This window comes from Microbacterium aurum (genome assembly GCF_016907815.1).
In the GTDB taxonomy this organism is placed as follows: domain Bacteria; phylum Actinomycetota; class Actinomycetes; order Actinomycetales; family Microbacteriaceae; genus Microbacterium; species Microbacterium aurum.
Genome location: NZ_JAFBCQ010000001.1, coordinates 2,863,470 through 2,882,371, shown reverse-complemented (window position 1 = coordinate 2,882,371; position 18,902 = coordinate 2,863,470). Strand labels below are relative to the sequence as shown.

The 18,902-nt window shown below is 71.4% G+C and carries 16 protein-coding genes; 14 read left to right on the top strand and 2 right to left on the bottom strand.

Annotated features, from left to right (window positions below; translation table 11 throughout):
* Positions 1-55: 55 nt before the first annotated feature.
* The 6 genes from JOD60_RS14185 (at position 56) to JOD60_RS14160 (ending at position 8,207) form a co-directional block, all read left to right on the top strand.
* Positions 56-940, top strand: a complete 885-nt coding sequence (locus JOD60_RS14185) for a glycerophosphodiester phosphodiesterase (protein WP_076691278.1) — start codon at positions 56-58, stop codon at positions 938-940.
* Between the two features lie 75 nt (positions 941-1,015).
* Complete coding sequence (locus JOD60_RS14180) at positions 1,016-1,228, top strand: heavy-metal-associated domain-containing protein (RefSeq protein ID WP_076691277.1); 213 nt, start codon at positions 1,016-1,018, stop codon at positions 1,226-1,228.
* Positions 1,225-3,534, top strand: a complete 2,310-nt coding sequence (locus JOD60_RS14175) for a heavy metal translocating P-type ATPase (protein ID WP_076691276.1) — start codon at positions 1,225-1,227, stop codon at positions 3,532-3,534. Before JOD60_RS14180 ends, JOD60_RS14175 begins: the two co-directional genes overlap by 4 nt.
* Positions 3,535-3,763: 229 nt before the next feature.
* Complete coding sequence (locus tag JOD60_RS14170) at positions 3,764-5,926, top strand: DEAD/DEAH box helicase (protein ID WP_076691275.1); 2,163 nt, start codon at positions 3,764-3,766, stop codon at positions 5,924-5,926.
* A 141-nt stretch (positions 5,927-6,067) separates the two neighbouring features.
* On the top strand, positions 6,068-7,096 hold the full coding sequence (locus JOD60_RS14165; RefSeq protein ID WP_076691274.1) for a 6-phosphofructokinase: 1,029 nt from the start codon (positions 6,068-6,070) through the stop codon (positions 7,094-7,096).
* Positions 7,097-7,355: 259 nt separating this feature from the next.
* Positions 7,356-8,207, top strand: coding sequence for a DUF559 domain-containing protein (locus tag JOD60_RS14160; protein WP_076691273.1), 852 nt, complete (start codon positions 7,356-7,358; stop codon positions 8,205-8,207).
* A gap of 194 nt (positions 8,208-8,401) precedes the next feature.
* Here JOD60_RS14160 and JOD60_RS14155 read toward each other — a convergent pair whose 3' ends face one another.
* Positions 8,402-10,603 carry a S9 family peptidase gene (locus JOD60_RS14155; RefSeq protein ID WP_084202025.1) on the bottom strand — a complete coding sequence of 734 codons (2,202 nt, stop codon included), beginning with the start codon at positions 10,601-10,603 and terminating at the stop codon, positions 8,402-8,404.
* Positions 10,604-10,680: 77 nt separating this feature from the next.
* On the opposite strand from JOD60_RS14155, the gene JOD60_RS14150 reads away from it, so the two are divergent.
* From JOD60_RS14150 to JOD60_RS14130, 5 genes are all read left to right on the top strand, one after another.
* A complete protein-coding gene (locus JOD60_RS14150) occupies positions 10,681-12,048 on the top strand; it encodes an inorganic phosphate transporter (RefSeq protein ID WP_076691271.1) in 1,368 nt (455 codons plus the stop codon).
* Positions 12,048-12,383 carry a peptidase gene (locus tag JOD60_RS14145; protein ID WP_076691270.1) on the top strand — a complete coding sequence of 112 codons (336 nt, stop codon included), beginning with the start codon at positions 12,048-12,050 and terminating at the stop codon, positions 12,381-12,383. The genes JOD60_RS14150 and JOD60_RS14145 overlap by 1 nt, the downstream gene beginning before the upstream one ends.
* 91 nt (positions 12,384-12,474) lie before the next feature.
* A complete protein-coding gene (locus JOD60_RS14140) occupies positions 12,475-13,365 on the top strand; it encodes a phosphodiesterase (RefSeq protein ID WP_076691269.1) in 891 nt (296 codons plus the stop codon).
* Between the two features lie 115 nt (positions 13,366-13,480).
* Positions 13,481-14,941, top strand: a complete 1,461-nt coding sequence (locus tag JOD60_RS14135; protein WP_076691268.1) for an aspartate ammonia-lyase — start codon at positions 13,481-13,483, stop codon at positions 14,939-14,941.
* Between the two features lie 102 nt (positions 14,942-15,043).
* Positions 15,044-15,556: a DUF4190 domain-containing protein gene (locus tag JOD60_RS14130; protein ID WP_076691267.1), complete on the top strand. Its 513-nt coding sequence runs from the start codon at positions 15,044-15,046 to the stop codon at positions 15,554-15,556.
* A 50-nt stretch (positions 15,557-15,606) separates the two neighbouring features.
* Here JOD60_RS14130 and JOD60_RS14125 read toward each other — a convergent pair whose 3' ends face one another.
* Entirely contained in the window at positions 15,607-16,470 is an 864-nt protein-coding gene (locus JOD60_RS14125) for a fumarylacetoacetate hydrolase family protein (RefSeq protein WP_076691266.1), read from the bottom strand.
* 56 nt (positions 16,471-16,526) lie between these two features.
* On the opposite strand from JOD60_RS14125, the gene JOD60_RS14120 reads away from it, so the two are divergent.
* The 3 genes from JOD60_RS14120 to JOD60_RS14110 all read left to right on the top strand — a co-directional run bounded on the left by JOD60_RS14120 (position 16,527) and on the right by JOD60_RS14110 (position 18,882).
* Positions 16,527-17,702 carry a PrsW family intramembrane metalloprotease gene (locus tag JOD60_RS14120; protein ID WP_076691265.1) on the top strand — a complete coding sequence of 392 codons (1,176 nt, stop codon included), beginning with the start codon at positions 16,527-16,529 and terminating at the stop codon, positions 17,700-17,702.
* A gap of 154 nt (positions 17,703-17,856) precedes the next feature.
* The gene (locus JOD60_RS14115) at positions 17,857-18,225 is read left to right on the top strand and encodes an FKBP-type peptidyl-prolyl cis-trans isomerase (RefSeq protein WP_076691264.1); all 369 of its coding nucleotides are present in this window, start codon (positions 17,857-17,859) and stop codon (positions 18,223-18,225) included.
* A 90-nt stretch (positions 18,226-18,315) separates the two neighbouring features.
* Positions 18,316-18,882, top strand: coding sequence for a YceI family protein (locus JOD60_RS14110; protein ID WP_076691263.1), 567 nt, complete (start codon positions 18,316-18,318; stop codon positions 18,880-18,882).
* Positions 18,883-18,902 lie beyond the last annotated feature (20 nt).

Here is an 18,902-nt window from a genome sequence, read left to right as displayed (position 1 = left end):
CGGCCGCGCTAGGGTGGCGATGACGACGACGTCACCCGGCACGAAGGATCACCCGATGACCCCTGAGCGGCCCGCCGATCGGCTTCCCGCCCTCCTGATCGTCTGCGCGCTCGCCGCCGCCAGCATGGTGATCGCCCTCGCCGGCGTGTCGCCCGCGCGGGTCAGTGCGGTCGAGCTGATGGGCGCCGAGCGCACGCCCGGCGAGGCGGCCTTCATCGCCGCTCACCGCGGCGGCTCGGCGATGGCCCCGGAGAACACGCTGCCCGCCGTCCGGGCGGCACTGGTGAGCGGCTTCGACTACGTCGAGGTGGACCTCGCCCTCACCGCAGACGGCGTGCCGGTGCTCATGCACGACCGCACTGTGAACCGCACGACCGACGGCACCGGCCCGCTCGCCGCGCTGACGCTGGCGGAGGTGCGCCGGCTGGACGCCGGGGCGTCGTACTCCGCGGCATTCGCCGGCACATCGGTGCCGACGGCGACGGAGTTCCTCGACGTGCTCGCCCGGCTGGACGGAAAGGCGATCCTCGACCTCAAGGGCGTGTGGACGCCGGAGGCCGCCGCGACCCTCGTCGACGAGGTCGCGGCGCGCGGGCTGGAGCGTCAGGTCGCCGTCGCGAGCTTCGATGCACGCACCCTCGCCTACGTGCAGACGCACTCCCGCGTCATCTCGCGCCTCCTCATCCTGAAGTCCCTGCCCGCGGACGTGGTCGACGCGGCACTCGGCGTGGGAGCGCGGGGCATCGTCGTCGACCGCTCCGCGCTGAAGGCGCACCCCGACGCCGTCGACGACCTGCACGCGGCCGGCCTGCGGGTCGTCGCCTACACGCTGAACTCCGATCGTCAGTGGGATGCCGCGACCACCCTGGGCGTGGACGGCATCGTCACCGACGACCCGGGACTGCTGCAGCACTGGCAGCGCGGCCTCGCCAGCGACTGACGGGAATACCCCAGGGGGGTATCCTGGTTGTCGAGGATGTCGCCCCCTCCGGGCGGCGTCGAGAGGAGTTTCACCATGACTACCCGCACCTACACCGTCCAGGGGATGACCTGCGCGCACTGCGCCGGAGCCGTCTCGCGCGAAGTCCGCAAGGTTCCCGGCGTCACCGACGTCACCGTCGACGTGGGCACCGGCATCCTGACCGTCGCGTCGAGCGATGCGCCGTCCGATGCCGCGGTCGCCGCGGCCGTCGACGAGGCCGGTTACGTCCTCGTCGCAGGGCAGTGAGCACCTCGACCGGCGACGCGCGCGCCCAGGCCGTCCTCGACATCGAGGGGATGACCTGCGCGAGCTGCGTCGCCCGCGTCGAGAAGCGGCTGCAGCGCCTGGACGGCGTGACGGCAGCGGTCAACCTCGCCACGGAATCGGCACGCGTGGACTACCCGGCCGCGCTCGATGCCGACACGCTCGTCGCCGCCGTGCGCGAAGCGGGGTACGACGCCCACGTGCGCACTCGTGCCGCCGCGCCCGTGCACGACGGTGGCCACCCGCACCCTCACCCGCAGGACGCCCACGCCGACCATGCCGCGCACGCGGTGGCATCCGGCGGCCACGTGCACGACGTCGAGGACCGCCCCGGCACGGTGACGCTGCGCACGCGGCTGGTCGTCAGCACGGTGCTGGCGCTGCCGGTCGTGGTGCTCGGCATGGTCCCGGCCTGGCAGTTCCCGGGCTGGCAGTGGGTTTCGCTCGTCCTCGCCACCCCGGTGGTGCTGTGGGGCGGCTGGCCGTTCCACCGTGCGACGTTCGCCAACGCGCGACACGGCGCGATGACGATGGACACCCTCATCACGCTCGGCACCGGCGCCGCGTACCTCTGGAGCCTGTGGGCGCTGCTGTTCGGCAGCGCCGGCCGCATCGGGATGACGCACGACACCGGCCTCTTCGTGCCCGTCCACGACCCGTCGTCGCTCGTCTACTTCGAGGTGGCGGCCGCCGTCACCGTCTTCCTTCTGCTGGGACGCGTCATCGAGCAGCGCTCCAAGCGTCGCGCCGGTGCCGCCGTGCGCGCCCTCATGGAGTTGTCCGCGCGTGATGTCGAACTCGAGTCCGGCGCACGCGTGCCGATCGAGCAGCTGCAGGTCGGCGACGTGTTCGTCGTGCGTCCCGGGGAGAAGATCGCCACCGACGGACGTGTCGTCTCGGGCCGCGCATCGGTCGACGAGAGCATGATCACCGGCGAGTCCGTCCCCGTAGAGGTGGATGCCGGCGCCACCGTCACCGGCGGCACCATCGCCGCCGACGGCCGCCTGATGGTCGTCGCGACGTCGGTCGGCGACGACACCCGTCTCGCCCACCTGGCCCGGCTCGTGGAGGACGCGCAGGCGGGCAAGAGCCGCGTGCAGCGACTCGCCGACCGCATCTCCGGCGTGTTCGTCCCGGTCGTGATCGTCCTCGCGGTGCTCACGCTCCTGGCGTGGATGATCGTCGGCGGCTTCAGCGGCGCGTCCATCGCCGCGGGCTTCACCGCCGCCGTCGCGGTCCTCATCATCGCCTGCCCCTGTGCCCTGGGACTTGCCACCCCCATCGCGATCCTCGTGGGCACCGGGCGCGGCGCCCAGCTGGGCGTGCTCATCACCGGTCCCGAGGCGCTGGAGGCCGCCGACCGGATCGACACGGTCGTGCTCGACAAGACCGGAACCGTCACCGAGGGGCGCATGGCGGTCACGTCCGTCGTCCCGATCGGCGACGCCGATGCCGCGCGCATCGGTCACCTCGTCGGCTCGCTCGAGCAGGCGTCCGAGCATCCCCTCGCGCGCGCGGTGGCGGGCCTCGCGCCCACGCCCGCCGCGGTCACCGAGTTCGCGGGACATGCCGGGCGCGGTGTCAGCGGCACGGTCGAGGGCCACGACGTCTTCGCCGGCCGGGCCGCCTTCGCCGCCGAGCGGGCGGGGGAGCTCCCCGAGCCGGCGCGCGCCGCGGTCGCCGCCGTCGAGGAGGCCGGGGCGACCGCGGTCGTCGCCGGATGGGACGGCGCCGTGCGCGCCGTGCTCGCGGTGTCCGACACGGTGCGCGCCGACAGCGCGCGCACCGTCGCGGCGCTGCGCGCGCTCGGGCTCGACGTCATCCTGCTGACCGGCGACAACGAGGGCGCGGCGCGTGCCGTGGGCGCGGCCGTCGGCATCCCTCGCGTGATCGCCGGCGTCCTGCCGGAGGAGAAGGTCGCCCAGATCGGGCTCCTGCAGCAGGACGGCCGCCGTGTCGCGATGGTCGGCGACGGCATCAACGACGCCGCGGCGCTGGCGACCGCGGACCTCGGGCTCGCCATGGGCGGGGGGACGGATGCCGCGATGCACGCCAGCGACATCGCCCTCACCGGGCACGGGCTCGCGCCCGTGCTGACCGCGATCCGTCTCAGCCGCCGCACGATGCGGATCATCCGCGGCAACCTGTTCTGGGCGTTCGCGTACAACGTGGCGGCGCTGCCCCTGGCGGCCCTGGGCCTGCTGAACCCGATGATCGCCGGGGCCGCGATGGCCTTCTCGAGCGTCTTCGTCGTGCTCAACAGCCTGCGGCTGCGCTCCGCCTCCTGATCCGCGCCGCGCTGCCGCGCGCGTGGTTTCTCGACGCCGACGGCGGACGCGCTAGACTGAGGGTCGGGGATCCGTCCGCCGTCGCCGCAGCTCGCAGAAGCGAGTGCCCGCAGCCGGGGGAGCGGACCTCGCGCTTTCCCTCCCGCGGCAGCCGTCGCGGACTCCGACCGCCCGGTCCTCCGACCGGACGCACGCCGGTTCTCACCGGCGTCTCACGCTCAGGAGGAGCATGCCGCCCACGGCATCCATCGCCCCCGCCTCGCGCCGACGCGGCTCGTCCTCGCGGGGTTCGGCGGCGCGCCGCGACGACGACGCGCCGCTCATCCCGATCCTCGCCCGCAAGGTGCGCGAGGTCGAGGCCAAGGCCCAGCGCGGCAAGCTCGGGCCGACCAACCGCGTCAAGTTTCAGGTGATCGCGTTCCTGGTGCGCGAGGAGCGCGCCCGCGTCAAGGCCGACGACGCGATCGCCGCCGCGGCGCGCGCGGAGCTGCTGAAGCGCCTCGACGGGGTGGCCACCATCCTCGCCAAGACCGCCGCCCGCGACACGTCCCTCATCCAGCTGCTCGAAGTCGACGCGGCGACCTCTCCCGTCGCCAAGCGGATGCGCCGTGACTGGCTGCTCGAGTCCGGGGCCGAACTGCCCGAGGACGAGCTGATCATCACCGACGTCGCCCCGGTGCAGACGCCCGTCGTGCCCGCCGCGCTCGCCGAACGGCAGGTCATCCCGCCGCAGATCGAGGCGCGCCGCGAGGCCAACCCCTTCCTCGCCCCCGATGTGGCGCTGCGCGCCCCGGCATCCTCCGTGCGCCGCCGTCTGGACGGCTGGGAGCTCATGGGCCCCCTCTACAAGGCGTTCGAGACCGGCGCGGGGGGAGCGGCGGCGTCCATGGAACTGCCGCCCGTCCCGGAGTTCGACCGTCTCTCGCCCAAGGGGCTGGAGATCATGCCCCACCAGTCGCGGTTCCTCGAGGCCGTGCGCACCGGGCACCGGTCGTTCCTCCTCGCCGACGAGCCGGGTCTCGGCAAGACCGCGCAGTCGGTGCTCGCCGCCTCCGTCGCGAATGCCTACCCGCTGCTGGCGGTCGTTCCCAACGTCGTCAAGATGAACTGGGCGCGCGAAGTCGAGCGGTGGACGCCACAGCGTCGCGCGACCGTGATCCACGGCGACGGCGACACCGTCGACGCGTTCGCCGACGTGTTCATCGTCAACTACGAGGTGCTCGACCGGCACCTGGCGTGGCTCGGTTCGCTGGGGCTGCGCGGCATGGTCGTCGACGAGGCGCACTTCATCAAGAACCTCTCTTCCCAGCGCTCGCAGAACGTGCTGGCGCTCGGCGCTCGCATCCGCGAGCAGGTGCGCGATCCGCTCATGCTCGCCCTGACGGGAACGCCGCTGATCAACGACGTCGAGGACTTCGACGCCATCTGGCGCTTCCTCGGCTGGACCAACGGCGAGAAGCCGGGGCCCGAGCTCATGGCCAAGCTCGACGCGACCGGCCTCACCCCGGCCGACAAGGCGTTCTATCCCGAAGCGCGCGACGCCGTCATCTCGATGGGCATCGTCCGCCGCAAGAAGAAGGATGTCGCGGCCGACCTGCCCGACAAGCTCGTCGCCGACCTTCCCGTGGAGCTCGACGACGAGTACGGCCGCTCGATCCGCGCCGCAGAGCACGAGCTGGGCGAGCGTCTGGCAGCGAAGTACCGCCGCATCATCGAGGCGCGCGGCGACACCGTGCGCCTGGGCGAGTACGACGAGGACATCGTCCGCCTGGTCGCCCACGGCGAACTGGAGGAGTCGAAGGCCGCCGGGGCCGGCGCCGACAACGTCTTCACCATGGTCCGCAAGATCGGTCAGGCCAAGGCGCTGCTGGCGGCGGACTACGCCGTCCAGCTGCAGCGCTCGGTCGGCAAGGTCGTCTTCTTCGCGAAGCACATCGATGTGATGGATGCCGCGGAAGCGCACTTCGCGGCATCCGGACTGCGGACCATCTCGATCCGCGGCGACCAGTCCACGCCCGCCCGGCAGCAGGCGATCGACGCGTTCAACGGCGATCCCGACGTCGCGATCGCGGTGTGCTCGCTGACGGCGGCCGGCGTCGGCCTCAACATGCAGGCGGCGTCCAACGTCGTGCTCGCCGAGCTCAGCTGGACCGCCGCCGAGCAGACGCAGGCGATCGACCGCGTGCACCGGATCGGGCAGGACGAGCCGGTCACGGCGTGGCGGATCATCGCGGCGCACACGATCGACACGAAGATCGCCGAGCTCATCGACTCGAAGCAGTCCCTCGCCGCGCGGGCACTGGACGGCGAGCAGGTCGACCCGACCTCGAGCGACTCGGTCCAGCTCTCGGCGCTCATGCACCTGCTGCGTCAGGCGCTGGGCGGCAGCTGACGCCGCACCGCCGGCTCCCGCCGCGACACCGGACCGGTCGTCCTTTTGGACGGCCGGTCCGGTGGCATGTGGCGCCTCCGCGGCGATAGTGTCGACTGTGGCAGTGACGCCGGACGACCACCTGAACCGAAGGACCTCTCCATGAAGATCGGCATCCTCACCAGCGGCGGCGACTGCCCCGGACTGAACGCCGTCATCCGCGGTGTCGTGCTGAAGGGCACCACGAAGTACAACATCGAGTTCGTCGGCATCCGCGATGGCTGGCGCGGCGTCGTGGACGGTGACTTCTTCCCGCTCACGCGTCACGAGGTCAAGGGCCTGTCTAAGGTCGGCGGCACGATCCTCGGCACGAGCCGCACCAACCCGTACGAGGGTCCGCGCGGTGGCGCCGAGAACATCGCCAAGACGCTCTACGGTCACCACATCGACGGCATCATCGCGATCGGCGGCGAGGGGACCCTCGCCGCGGCGAACCGCCTGTGGGGCGACGGCATCAACGTCATGGGCGTGCCGAAGACGATCGACAACGACCTGCGCGCGACGGACTACTCCTTCGGCTTCGACACCGCCGTCAACATCGCCACCGAGGCCATGGACCGGCTGCGCACGACCGGCGACTCGCATCAGCGCTGCATGGTCGCCGAGGTCATGGGCCGCCACGTCGGGTGGATCGCACTGCACTCGGGCATCGCCGCCGGCGCGCACGTCATCTGCATCCCGGAGGTGCCGATGTCGCTCGAGGAGATCACGGCGCAGGTGCAGCGTGCGCACGACCGTGGCCGCGCGCCGCTGGTCGTCGTGTCGGAGGGCTTCACCCTCAAGGGCATGGACGAGGCGTACAGCGACAAGGGGCTGGACGCGTTCAACCGTCCGCGCCTGGGCGGCATCGGCGAGGTGCTGGCGCCCGAGATCGAGCGGCTGACCGGCATCGAGACGCGCTCGACCGTGCTCGGCCACATCCAGCGCGGCGGCTCGCCGTCGGCGTTCGACCGCGTGCTGGCGACCCGGCTGGGACTGCACGCCGCCGACGTCGTCGCCGAGGAGGCGTGGGGCCAGATGGTCTCCATGAAGGGCACCGACATCGTGCGGGTCTCCTTCGAGGAGGCCCTCGGCGAGCTCAACTCGGTGCCGCTGTACCGCTACGAAGAGGCCGCAGCCCTCTTCGGCTGACCGATGGCGGATGCCGCGGCATCCGCCCCTCCTCGCGCGTCCGCATCACCGACACAGGAAATCTCACCGAGACAGGATGTGTCATCGATCACACGTCCTGCGTCGGTGATTTCTCCTGTCTCCGTGACGCGGGCCTGGCGCGGTGGGGTGGAGCGCCGGCGCGATCATCGCCCTCTCCCCAGACGGCCTTCTCGTGGATCTGTCCACAGATCGGCCGTTGCAGGGGCCGGATGCCGGGGCGCACGGCCAGTCTGGGGACGTGACATCACCCGAACAGCTCGCTCAGTGGCTCCGCCAGCACGATGCGGTCGCGCACACCACGGCGCTGCGCGCGGCGGGGTTCACGACCCACGCGATCCGCTCGGCGGTCGCCGCCGGTGTCGCGGACTGGGTGCGGCGGTCGTGGCTGGCGCTTCCGGACGCGCCCGCGCCGGTGCGCGCGGCCGTCGCGGCCGGTGGCCGGCTGACGTGTCTCAGCGAGGCGAGCCTCTCGGGCCTGTGGACGCCCGCCCACGAAGAGACACACGTGGCGGTGGATGCGACGGCGTCGCGGGTCTGTCGCCCGGGTCTGCGCCTGCACTGGAGCCGCCCGGTCGTCCCCGTCGGGGCGACCGCCGTGCGCGAGCCGCTCGTGAACACGCTCGCTCATGTCGCCGCGTGCGTCCCGGTCGCCGAAGCGTTGAGCGTGTGGGAGTCCGCGCTGCGCAAGCAGCGCATCTCTGCGGCGGAGGTCGCGCGCGTGCAGTGGCACGGCGCTGCGGCGCGATCCATCGCCGCCCACGCCTCGTTGCTGTCCGACTCCGGCCTCGAGACCGTCTTCGTCGGCCTGATGAGCTCCATCGGCGTCGTCGTGCGGCAGCAGGTCTGGGTCGACGGGCGGCCCATCGACGCCATCATCGGCGACCTCCTGGCGGTGCAGATCGACGGGTTCACGCATCACCAAGCCGCCGATCGGCGGCGGGACCTGCGCGCGGACGCGCGGCTCGTGCTGCGCGGCTACACCGTGCTGCGCTTCGACTACTACCAGATCCTCTTCTGCCCCGACGAGGTCATCGCAACGATCCGGATGGCGATGGCGCAGGGCCTCCACCTCGCGCCGGCGCACCGCTGACCGCGTCCGAACGCCGACGCCTCGGCATCCGGGGTTGCCCTCCCGCGTCCCGCGCATCACCGACACAGGAAATCTCACCGAGACAGGCCATGCCATCGATCACACGTCCTGCCTCGGCGATTTCTCCTGTCTCCGTGACTTGACGTGACGTGACGTGACGTGACGTGACGCAGCGCGGCGCAGGATGCCGCGGGTCAGCCCTCGGCGAGGCCCAGCACGTCCAGCAGCCAGGCGAGTTCGAAGGCGCGCTGGTGCCACGCGTTGTAGCGACCGCTGACGCCGCCGTGTCCGGCGGCCATCTCGCACTTCAGCAGCGCGTCCGCACCGACCTCGCGCAGCCGGGCGACCCACTTGGCGGGTTCGACGTAGTACACCCGCGTGTCGTTGAGCGAGGTGACGGCGAGGATGCGGGGATAGCGCACCCCTTCTCGCACGTTCTCGTACGGCGAGTATGACTTCATGTACGCGTACACCTCGGCATCGTGCAGGGGGTCGCCCCACTCGTCCCACTCGATGACCGTGAGCGGCAGCGACGGGTCGAGGATCGTGGTCAGCGCGTCGACGAACGGCACGTCGGCGAGGATCCCGGCGAACAGCTCCGGGGCGAGGTTCGCGACCGCGCCCATCAGCAGGCCGCCGGCCGATCCGCCCTCGGCGACCAGCAGCGACGGCGTCGTGACGCCCGCATCGACGAGGTGCTGCGCGACCGCGACGAAGTCGGTGAACGTGTTGCGCTTGTGCTGCAGCTTGCCGTCCTCGTACCACTGCCGGCCGAGCTCGCCGCCGCCGCGCACGTGCGCGATCGCGAACACGACGCCCCGGTCGAGCAGCGACAGGCGCGCGACGGAGAACCCGGGCTCGATCGAGTGCTCGTACGACCCGTAGCCGTACAGGTGGACGGGGTGGGCGGCGCCGTCGCCGGGGTCACCGAACGAGCGTTTCCACACCAGCGAGACGGGCACGCGCGTGCCGTCGGATGCCGTGGCCCACTCCCGGCGCTGCGCGTAGTCGGCGGGGTCGTAGCCGCCGAGCACGGGCTGGCGCTTGCGCAGCAGGAACTCGCCGGTCGCGACGACGTAGTCGTACACCGTCCCGGGGGTGATGAACGAGCCGTACCCGAGCCGCACCACCGGCGGCGCCCATTCCGGATTGCCGGAGGCGCCGGCGGTGTACAGGTCCTCGTCGAACGCGAGCTCGTCGACGCGGCCGCTCGCGTAGTCGAGGATGCCCATGCGCGCGAGTCCCTCGCGCCGATACGACACCACCGCCCAGTCGCGGAACGCAGAGACGTCGAGGAGACGCCGGCCGGGCTCGTGCGCCAGCACGACCTCGCGCGCGCCGCCCGGGTCGGCCGCCGCCACCCGCACGAGCTCGAAGTCCAGTGCGCCCTCGTTGTGCAGCACGTAGAGCACGTCCTCGCCCCCGACGACGGCGTGCGTCGCGGAGTACTCCACGCCCTCGCGGCGCGGCCAGATCGAGCGCGGCTCGGCACGCAGGTCGGATGCCGGGACGAGATACTCCTCGGTCGTGATCGAGGACCCCACCTCGATGACCAGGTACTTCTCGCTGCGCGTGAACCCCGCTCCCACCCAGAACCGGTCGTCGGGCTCATGGAACAGGCGCACGTCGGCGTCGGCATCCGTGCCCACCTCGTGCAGCCACACGGTGTCGGGGCGCCACGCCTCGTCGACGGTCGTGTAGACGACGTAGCGGCCGTCGGGGGAGAAGCACGCGCCGGACGAGGTGTTCTCGACGGTGTCGGGGAGGTCTGCGCCGGTGGCGAGGTCGCGGATGCGGAGGGTGTAGCGCTCGTCGCCCTCGACATCGACGCCGTAGAGCAGTCTGCCGCCGTCGGTGGAGACGTCGAAGCTGCCGAGCGAGAAGAACTCGTGGCCGGCGGCCTCGGTGTTGCCGTCCAGCAGCACGACCTCGCCGGCGACCGGTTCGCCGGGGGTGAGGACGGGCGGGGTCCAGTCGTCGGGCGAGGCCAGCGGCGCCCGGCAGTGGATGCCGTACTGCTGGCCCTCGACGGTGCGGCCGTAGTACCACCAGTCGCCCTGGCGCGTCGGCACCGACAGGTCGGTCTCGAGCGTGCGGGAGCGGATCTCGCCGAAAATGCGCTCCCGGAGCCCGGCGAGGTGCGCCGTGCGCTGAGCAGTGTAGGCGTTCTCCGCCTCCAGGTGCGCGACGACGTCGGCATCCTCTTTCGCACGCAGCCACTCGTACCGGTCGACGACCTCGTCGCCGTGGTGGGTGCGGGTGATGGGGCGGGCGGGGGCGACGGGCGGGGCGGGCGTGCTCACGCGTCCACGGTAACCGACGGCTCTGCCCGCCCGGGCGGTTCTGCGAACACCGGCGGATGTGCGAGGATTTTCCTCGTCCGGTTGCCGGAACATGAACCCACGGTGAACTGTTCGTTCGCGCCGCCGATCGCATCGGCTCCCTTCCCTGGAAATCCCGACGAAAGCGAACTGTGGAAACCGCTGCCCTCATCGTCGTGCTGGTCATCGCGCTGGCATTGTTCTTCGACTTCACCAACGGGTTCCACGACACCGCGAACGCGATGGCGACGCCGATCGCGACCGGCGCCCTCAAGCCCAAGGTCGCCGTCCTGCTCGCAGCGAGCCTCAACCTCGTCGGCGCGTTCCTGTCGACGGAGGTCTCCAAGACCATCTCGCACGGCATCATCCGCGAAGAGCAGATCACGCCGTTGGACTTCCTGCCGATCATCTTCGCCGGGCTCATCGGCGCGATCACCTGGAACATGCTGACGTGGCTGCTGGGCCTGCCCTCCAGTTCGTCGCACGCCCTGTTCGGCGGCCTCATCGGTGCGACCCTGGTCGGCGCGAGCCTGCAGGCGATCGACTTCGGCATGGTACTGAGCAAGGTCGTGCTGCCGGCGCTCATCGCCCCGTTCACGGCCGGCGTCATCGCGTTCCTCGTGACCCGCCTGGCGTATGCCGTCACGCGCCGCTACGACAGCAAACCCGACGGACGCGACGGCTTCCGCTGGGGCCAGATCTTCACGTCGAGCCTCGTCGCGCTCGCGCACGGGACCAACGACGCGCAGAAGACGATGGGCGTCATCACGCTCGCGCTGATCATGGCGGGTTGGCAGGACAGCGACCACTCCGACCCGCAGACCTGGGTCATCTTCGCCTGCGCATTCACGATCGCGCTCGGCACCTACATGGGCGGCTGGCGCATCATCCGCACGCTCGGCAAGGGCCTCACCGACGTCAAGCCCGCGCAGGGCTTCTCGGCCGAGACCTCCACCGCGGCGACGATCCTCGCCTCCAGTGCCCTCGGCTTCGCGCTGTCCACGACGCAGGTCGCGTCCGGCTCGGTCATCGGCTCGGGTCTCGGGCGGCGCGGGTCGAAGGTGCGCTGGCGCACCGTCGGGCGCATCGCCGTCGGCTGGGTGCTGACCCTCCCGGCATCCGCGGCCGTGGGAGCCGCCGCTGCCCTGCTGGTCGTGTGGTTCGGAAACTGGGGGATCGCCGTCGACGCCGTGCTGGCGGTGGCGATCATCGTGGGCCTGTTCTGGCGGTCGCGCCGCAACCAGGTGGACTCCTCGAACGCGATGAGCGAGGTCGCCGACTCGGGACTGGCCGTCAAGGTGCCGCGCAAGGCGCCCCCCACGCGCCGGCAGCGCGCGATCCTCCGGGAGGAGGCGCGGCTGAAGGCCGAGGTGAAGGCGAAGGAGAAGGCGGAGCGCAAGGCGAAGGCGAAGACCGACGCGAAACAGGCCGCCGATGACCGCCGCGCCGCCGACAAGCAGCGCGCGGACGCGCAGAAGGCGCAGAAGGCGCAGAAGGCCGCGAAGAAGGAGGACCGGTGATGGACATCACGATCGACTGGTTCGCCTTCGTGCAGGTGTTCGCCGCCGCGCTCGTGGGCGCGCTCCTCGTCGTCGGGTTCTACGCCGTCGGACTGCGTCTGCTCGTCCGTGCCGGCCGTGCGCCGGTCGTGGCCCCGGCGGAGTTCACCGACGCGATCACGGTCATCACCGAGAAGGAAGCGCAGCGGGCCGCGAAGGCCGCGGCGAAGGCCGCGAAGAAGAGCCCGCTGACCGAGGGCCAGAAGCGGCTCGCGCTGGTCGGGGCATACGGGTCGTTCGGCCTGTGCGCGCTCGCGGTGCTCGGTGGCCTTGTCCTCATCGTCGTCGGGCACTGAGCGGCGGCGTCGGCGCCACCATCGGCCGCACGACGAGCGGCCTCGGCCGACCCCGCGACCGGGCGTCGGCGCCCCGGCCTAGGCTGGGGCCATGCAGTTCGGACGGCACGCACCCGCCCAGCGCGTCATCGTGCACATCAGCGACACGCACCTGCTGGCGGGTAACCGCCCGCTGGGCGGCCGGTACGACACCGCGGGCAACCTGACCGCGACCCTCGCCGCCGTCGAGCGCACCGGCATCCGTCCCGACGCCATCGTGTTCACGGGCGATCTGACCGACCTCGGCGAGCCCGACGCCTACGCGGCGCTGCGCGCCGAGGTCGAGCCGTTCACGGCCCGGCTGGGCGCCCCCGTGGTCTGGGTGGCGGGCAACCACGACGAGCGCCCAGCGCTGCGCGAGGGGCTGCTCGACGCCGCGCCGAGTTCAGAACCGGTCACCGGCGTCTGGGATCTCGGCGGCCTGCGCCTCGTGGCGTTGGATTCCACGGTCCCCGGCTGGCATCACGGCGATCTCGACGCCGCGCAGCTGGACTGGCTGCGGGGCGTGCTGGCGACCCCGGCGCCGCTCGGCACCATCCTCGCCCTGCACCACCCGCCGCTGACGAGCCACATCCCGTTCTTCGACATCCTCGAGCTGCAGCATCAGGACGAGCTGGCCGCCGCGATCGCCGGCAGCGACGTGCGGGCGATCCTCGCCGGCCACCTCCACTACTCCACGTCGGGCACCTTCCACGGCATCCCGGTCAGCGTCGCCTCGGCGACCTGCTACACGATGAACCTGCAGCGGCCGCCGCAGGAGGTGAACGGGATGGATGCCGGGCAGTCCTTCCAGCTCGTCCACGTCTACGACGACACCATCACCCACGCCGTCGTGCCGGTGGGGGAGGCCGAGACGGCGGACGTCTTCTCTGCGGAGTGGACCCGTCGCATGGCGGCGCTGAGCCCCGCGGAGCGGCTCGAGGCGTTCTCCCGGAAGCGGTGACGCCGCGGCGAGGTCAAGCCGGCCGGCTGTACGCGGTGCACACCGCGGCGGTGGGGGCGGCGCGTTAGGCTCGGAGCACATCCACCCGAGGCGACGACCCACAAGGACTGCACTCATGGCACTGGACGCGACGACGCGCACCGAGACCGACTCCCTGGGATCGATGGAGATCCCCGCCGACGCCTACTGGGGCATCCACACCGCGCGGGCGCTGGAGAACTTTCCGATCTCGATGCGGCCGATCTCCGTCTACCGCGACCTCGTCAACGGGCTCGCGATGGTCAAGCAGGCCTCGGCGCGCGCGAACCTCGAGATCGGCGTGCTCGATGCCGAGCGCGCCGACCTCATCGACCGTGCCGCGCAGCGCGTCATCGACGGCGAGTTCCACGATCAGTTCGTCGTCGGCGTCGTGCAGGGTGGGGCCGGCACCTCGACGAACATGAACGCGAACGAGGTCATCACCAACATCGCGCTGGAACTCGCCGGCCGCCCCAAGGGCGACTACGCCTACCTCTCGCCCATCGACCATACCAACCGCTCCCAGTCGACCAACGACGTCTACCCGACCGCCGTCAAGGTAGGCCTGAGTCTCGACCTCATGACGCTGCTGGAGGAGCTCGATCTGCTGCGGCAGTCGTTCCTGGCCAAGGCGGTGGAGTTCCACGACGTGCTCAAGATCGGCCGCACGCAGCTGCAGGATGCCGTCCCGATGACCCTCGGGCAGGAGTTCCACGGCTTCGCGACGACGCTCGGATACGACCACCAGCGCCTCACCGAGAACGCCTCGCTGCTGTACGAGATCAACATGGGCGCGACGGCCATCGGCACCGGCATCACGACGCACGCCGGCTACGCCCCGGCGGTGCTGCGCCACCTCCGGGAGATCACGGGCCTCGACCTCGCGACCGCCGACGACCTCGTCGAGGCGACGAGCGACACCGGCTCGTTCATGTCGTTCTCGGCGTCGCTCAAGCGCAACGCCATCAAGCTCTCGAAGATCTGCAACGACCTGCGCCTGCTCTCCAGCGGCCCGCAGGCGGGCCTCGGCGAGATCAACCTGCCCGCGCAGCAGGCGGGGTCCTCGATCATGCCCGGCAAGGTCAACCCCGTCATCCCGGAGGTCGTCAACCAGGTCGCGTTCTCGGTCGCCGGCGCCGACCTCACCGTCACGATGGCCGTCGAGGGCGGCCAGCTGCAGCTGAACGCCTTCGAGCCGATCATCGCGCACTCGATCTTCCAGTCGATCACGTGGATGCGCCGGGCCATGCGAACTCTCCGGGTCAACTGCGTCGACGGGATCACCGCAAACCGCGAGCGGCTCGGCGCGATGGTGGGCTCGTCGGTCGGGGTCGTCACGGCGCTCACCCCGTTCATCGGCTACGCGGCGTCGGCGGCGCTCGCCAAGACGGCGCTGCTGACCCACCGCAACGTCGGCGACCTCGTCGTCGAGGCGGGGCTCATGACTCGGGAAGAGGTCGACAAGCAGCTCTCGCCGGCGCGGCTGTCGGGCCTGGAGACCATCACCCAGGCGATCCCGGTCGTCCAGCCGGCCGAGAGCATCGTCGAGGCCGGCTGAGGGGCGGCTCTGCCCACGCGCGGTGCGGATGATGCGCGCGCGCCGCTCCGTCCGTTAGCGTGTCGTCAGCCGGTATGTGCCGGATCGACACAGGAGGCCCCCATGAGCGACCCCAACAGCCCGACCCCCGCACCCGGAAACCAGCCCCCGGCTCCGCAGCCGGCGTACGGCGAGTACGCACCGCCGGCTCCGCCCGCCGCCGACAGCGCCCCGGCCTACGCCGCACCGGCCTACCAGGCGGCACCGGCCTACAACGCCGGTCCCGCGGCGAACGGCTCGTACCCCGGCAAGACCCTCGGCATCGTGGCGCTCGTGCTGGCCATCGTGCCGGTCGGCCTGCAGCTGGTCGGGCTGATCCTCGGCATCGTGGCGCTCGTGCAGAGCCGCAAGGCCGGACAGAAGAACGGCATGGCGCTCGCTGCGATCATCGTCAGCAGCGTGCTGCTCGTTCTGACGATCATCGGCATCATCCTCGCGGTCGCCCTCTTCAACGCCGCGGGCGGCGCCGACCTCGTCAACCAGGTCAACGCGTGCCTCAACGACCCCACGGGCAACGTGGTCGTCAACGGCATCACGATCACGTGCGAGGAGATCCTGGAGCAGTCCGGCCGCTGACCTTCGCCACCCTCCTCCACCGAGCATCGATGGGGGGAAGGGGGGAGGCGTCAGCCGAGAATGCGGCAGTGGGTCGTGAGCTCGCCGATCCCGTCGATGCCGACCGTCACGGTCGAGCGGTCGCGGAGGAAGATCTGCGGGTCGCGCGAGTAGCCGGCCCCGCCGGGGCTGCCCGTCGAGATGAGGGTGCCCGGCAGCAGCGTCGCGGAGCGCGACAGGTGCGCGATGAGGGTGGACACCGGACGGATCATCTGGCCGGTCGACGCGTCCTGCACGACCTGCCCGTCGACGACGGCCCAGATGTGCAGATCCTGCGGGTCGGGGATCTCGTCGGCGGTGACGATGAACGGGCCGTTGGGCGTGAACCCGTCGAACGACTTGCACCGCGACCACTGCGCCTCGGAGAACTGGATGTCGCGCGCCGTGATGTCGTTGACGACGGTGTAGCCCCACACGTGCGACAGCGCATCGGCCTCGGCGACGTCCTTCGCCGGCCGACCGATGATGACGCCGAGCTCGGCTTCGTAGTCGACCGACTCGCTGAGCGTGCGCGGCCACGTCGTCGTCTGCTCGTGGGCGGACAGCGAGTTCGGCCACAGCACGAAGACGGTGGGCGCGGTGTCGGCCTTCAGGCCCAATTCGCTGGAGTGCGCCGCGTAGTTCAGGCCGATGGCGAGCACCACGGGGGGAGCGGGGACCGCCGGACCGAAGGTGAGACCCTCCAGCGCGATGCCCGGCGCGTCCGCGGATGCCGCGGCCACGCGCGCGCGGGCATCGTCGCCGCCCGCGATCAGCTGCGGCAGGTCGTGCGGTGCGCCGTCGTAGAGGCCCGCAACCGCGACGGCGCCGCGCGGGGTCACCACGACCAGCTGCGGATGCGACGATCCGGGCAGGACGACGTGGGCCAGGCGCATCGTCCCAGGCTACCGTGGCCGTCGGATCCCGGATGCGGCGCAATAGGCTTTCGACCGTGAGCTACCCGTCGCCGCTGGCGCACCGCCCCCAGGTCCCGCCTCAGCCCGTCGCCCCCGCCCCCGTCTCGCCGCCGGTGCTCCCGATGCCCGCACGCGCCGGGCGATCGGTGCCCGTATGGGCCTACGCGATCCTGGCGGTGCTCCTCGTCGCGCTCGCCGCCTACATCCTGACCTTCCTCGGCGTCGTCGCGCCGGTGGTCGGGATGGTGCTGGCGCTGCTGCCGCTGACCGGGGTGCTCCTGGCGGTGCGGATCGCCGACCGTTGGGAGCCGGAGCCGACCGGGCTCGTCGTGTTCGCGCTCGCCTGGGGCGCGGTGGCCGCCGTCGTGATCGCGCTGGCCGTCGACATCGGTCTCGGCTTCCTCGTGCCCGACGACGGCTCCGCCGCCCGGGCGGCGTTCTCGTCGGTGATCCAGGCTCCGCTGGTCGAGGAGTTCGCGAAGGGACTCGGCGTCTTCATCGTCTTCGCCGCCGCACGGCGCACCTTCGACGGCCCTGTCGACGGCATCGTCTACGGCGCGCTCGTCGGCGCGGGCTTCGCCTTCACCGAGAACATCCTCTACTTCTCGACGAGCCTCATCGAGGGCGGCGTGGCCGAGACGACCTTCACGTTCTTCCTCCGCGGCATCCTGTCCCCGTTCGCGCACGTCATGTTCACCGCCGTGACGGGGTATGTGCTGGGCCGGGTGGCGCGTCGCGGCACCCCGACGCGCGCCGCGGTGGGACCGTGGATCGGCGGCATGCTGGGTGCGGCCGTGCTGCACGCGCTGTGGAACGGCTCGGCCATGTTCGCCGACTTCTTCGCGCTGTACGCCACCTTGCAGGTGCCCCTGTTCGCGGGGTTCGTCGGCGGTTTCATCGCCCTCCGCCGCGAGGAGGCGCGGCTGACCCGGGAGCGCCTCGGCGAGTACGCCGCCGCGGGCTGGTTCTCGCCGATGGAGGTCGACATTCTCGCCACCCCCGCGGGGCGACGGCGGGCGCTGCAGTGGGCGGCCGGCCTCCCCGGGGATCGCCGGCGCATCATGCGCGGGTTCATCGCCGAGGCGACGAGTCTCGCGGCGGCGCGCCAGCGCGCCCTCACCGGGCGCGACCCGGCGGCGGCCGCCGACGAGCAGGTGTTCCTGACGCGGGCGGTCGCGGCCCGCGCCGCCCTGCTCGCACCGGCCTCTTGACGCCCGCGGGGGTCGCCGCGACAATGGGGGCAGGCCAACTCAGCGCCCGGGAGACACGCAGGCATCGCCGCGGCACCGGGCGCTGAGTCTTGTCCGGCACGGTCCGGCACCGGCCGGGGCGCGCGCCGCGGGCATCCGTGCTTGGATGGATGCCATGAGTGAAGAGCGCACCAAGCCCGAGTTCGACGCCCCCTCCGGCCCCGCGCCGGCCGACCTCGTCATCCGCGACATCATCGTCGGCGACGGTGACGAGGCGAAGCCCGGTGACACCGTCACCGTGCACTACGCCGGCGTCGAGTACGACTCCGGCGAGGAGTTCGACTCCTCGTGGGGCCGCGGCGAGTCCATTCAGTTCCCGCTGCGCGGTCTCATCCAGGGCTGGCAGGACGGCATCCCGGGGATGAAGGTCGGCGGTCGCCGTGAGCTCGTCATCCCGCCGCACCTGGCTTACGGCCCCGCCGGCGGCCACTTCCTGGGTGGCAAGACCCTCATCTTCATCATCGATCTGCTGAAGGTCGGCTGAACGTTCAGAAGATTTTTATATTCGTGGGAATAGATGGTCTGCGGGGGTGTTTCACCCCTGCAGACCATCTTCCGTTTCGAAGGGCATGACATGACCGACACCACGACCACCACGATCGACATCCCCGGCTACAAGGCCGGCACCTGGGTGCTCGACCCCGCGCACAGCGAGGTGACCTTCTCCGTCCGCCACATGATGATCTCCAAGGTGCGCGGCGTCTTCGGCGTCAAGAGCGCCACCATCGAGGCCGGCGAGAACCCGCTCGACACGAAGGTGACCGCCTCCGTCGACGTCGCCTCGGTCGACACGAAGGACGAGGGCCGCGACGCCCACCTCCGCTCCGCCGACTTCTTCGACGCCGAGCAGTACCCGACGCTCGACTTCGTCTCCACGGGTGTCCGCTACGAAGGCGGCGACTTCCTCGTCGACGGCGACCTGACGATCCGCGGCATCACCAAGCCCGTCACCTTCGAGGTCGAGTTCGGCGGCTTCGGCACCGACCCGTGGGGCAACTACAAGGCGGGCGCGACGGCGAAGACCGTCATCAACCGCGAGGACTTCGGCCTCACCTGGAACGCGGCGCTCGAGACCGGCGGCGTGCTCGTCGGCAAGGACGTCACCATCACGCTGGACCTGCAGGGCTCGATCCAGGCCTGACCTGTGCTCGGGGATCCGCC

Coding starts and splice junctions, on each gene's coding strand:
- JOD60_RS14185 (WP_076691278.1), top strand. CDS start 56: ATGACCCCTGAGCGGCCCGCCGATCGGCTTCCCGCCCTCCTGATCGTC.
- JOD60_RS14180 (WP_076691277.1), top strand. CDS start 1,016: ATGACTACCCGCACCTACACCGTCCAGGGGATGACCTGCGCGCACTGC.
- JOD60_RS14170 (WP_076691275.1), top strand. CDS start 3,764: ATGCCGCCCACGGCATCCATCGCCCCCGCCTCGCGCCGACGCGGCTCG.
- JOD60_RS14165 (WP_076691274.1), top strand. CDS start 6,068: ATGAAGATCGGCATCCTCACCAGCGGCGGCGACTGCCCCGGACTGAAC.
- JOD60_RS14155 (WP_084202025.1), bottom strand. CDS start 10,603: ATGTTCCGGCAACCGGACGAGGAAAATCCTCGCACATCCGCCGGTGTT.
- JOD60_RS14145 (WP_076691270.1), top strand. CDS start 12,048: ATGGACATCACGATCGACTGGTTCGCCTTCGTGCAGGTGTTCGCCGCC.
- JOD60_RS14140 (WP_076691269.1), top strand. CDS start 12,475: ATGCAGTTCGGACGGCACGCACCCGCCCAGCGCGTCATCGTGCACATC.
- JOD60_RS14135 (WP_076691268.1), top strand. CDS start 13,481: ATGGCACTGGACGCGACGACGCGCACCGAGACCGACTCCCTGGGATCG.
- JOD60_RS14130 (WP_076691267.1), top strand. CDS start 15,044: ATGAGCGACCCCAACAGCCCGACCCCCGCACCCGGAAACCAGCCCCCG.
- JOD60_RS14125 (WP_076691266.1), bottom strand. CDS start 16,470: ATGCGCCTGGCCCACGTCGTCCTGCCCGGATCGTCGCATCCGCAGCTG.
- JOD60_RS14115 (WP_076691264.1), top strand. CDS start 17,857: ATGAGTGAAGAGCGCACCAAGCCCGAGTTCGACGCCCCCTCCGGCCCC.
- JOD60_RS14110 (WP_076691263.1), top strand. CDS start 18,316: ATGACCGACACCACGACCACCACGATCGACATCCCCGGCTACAAGGCC.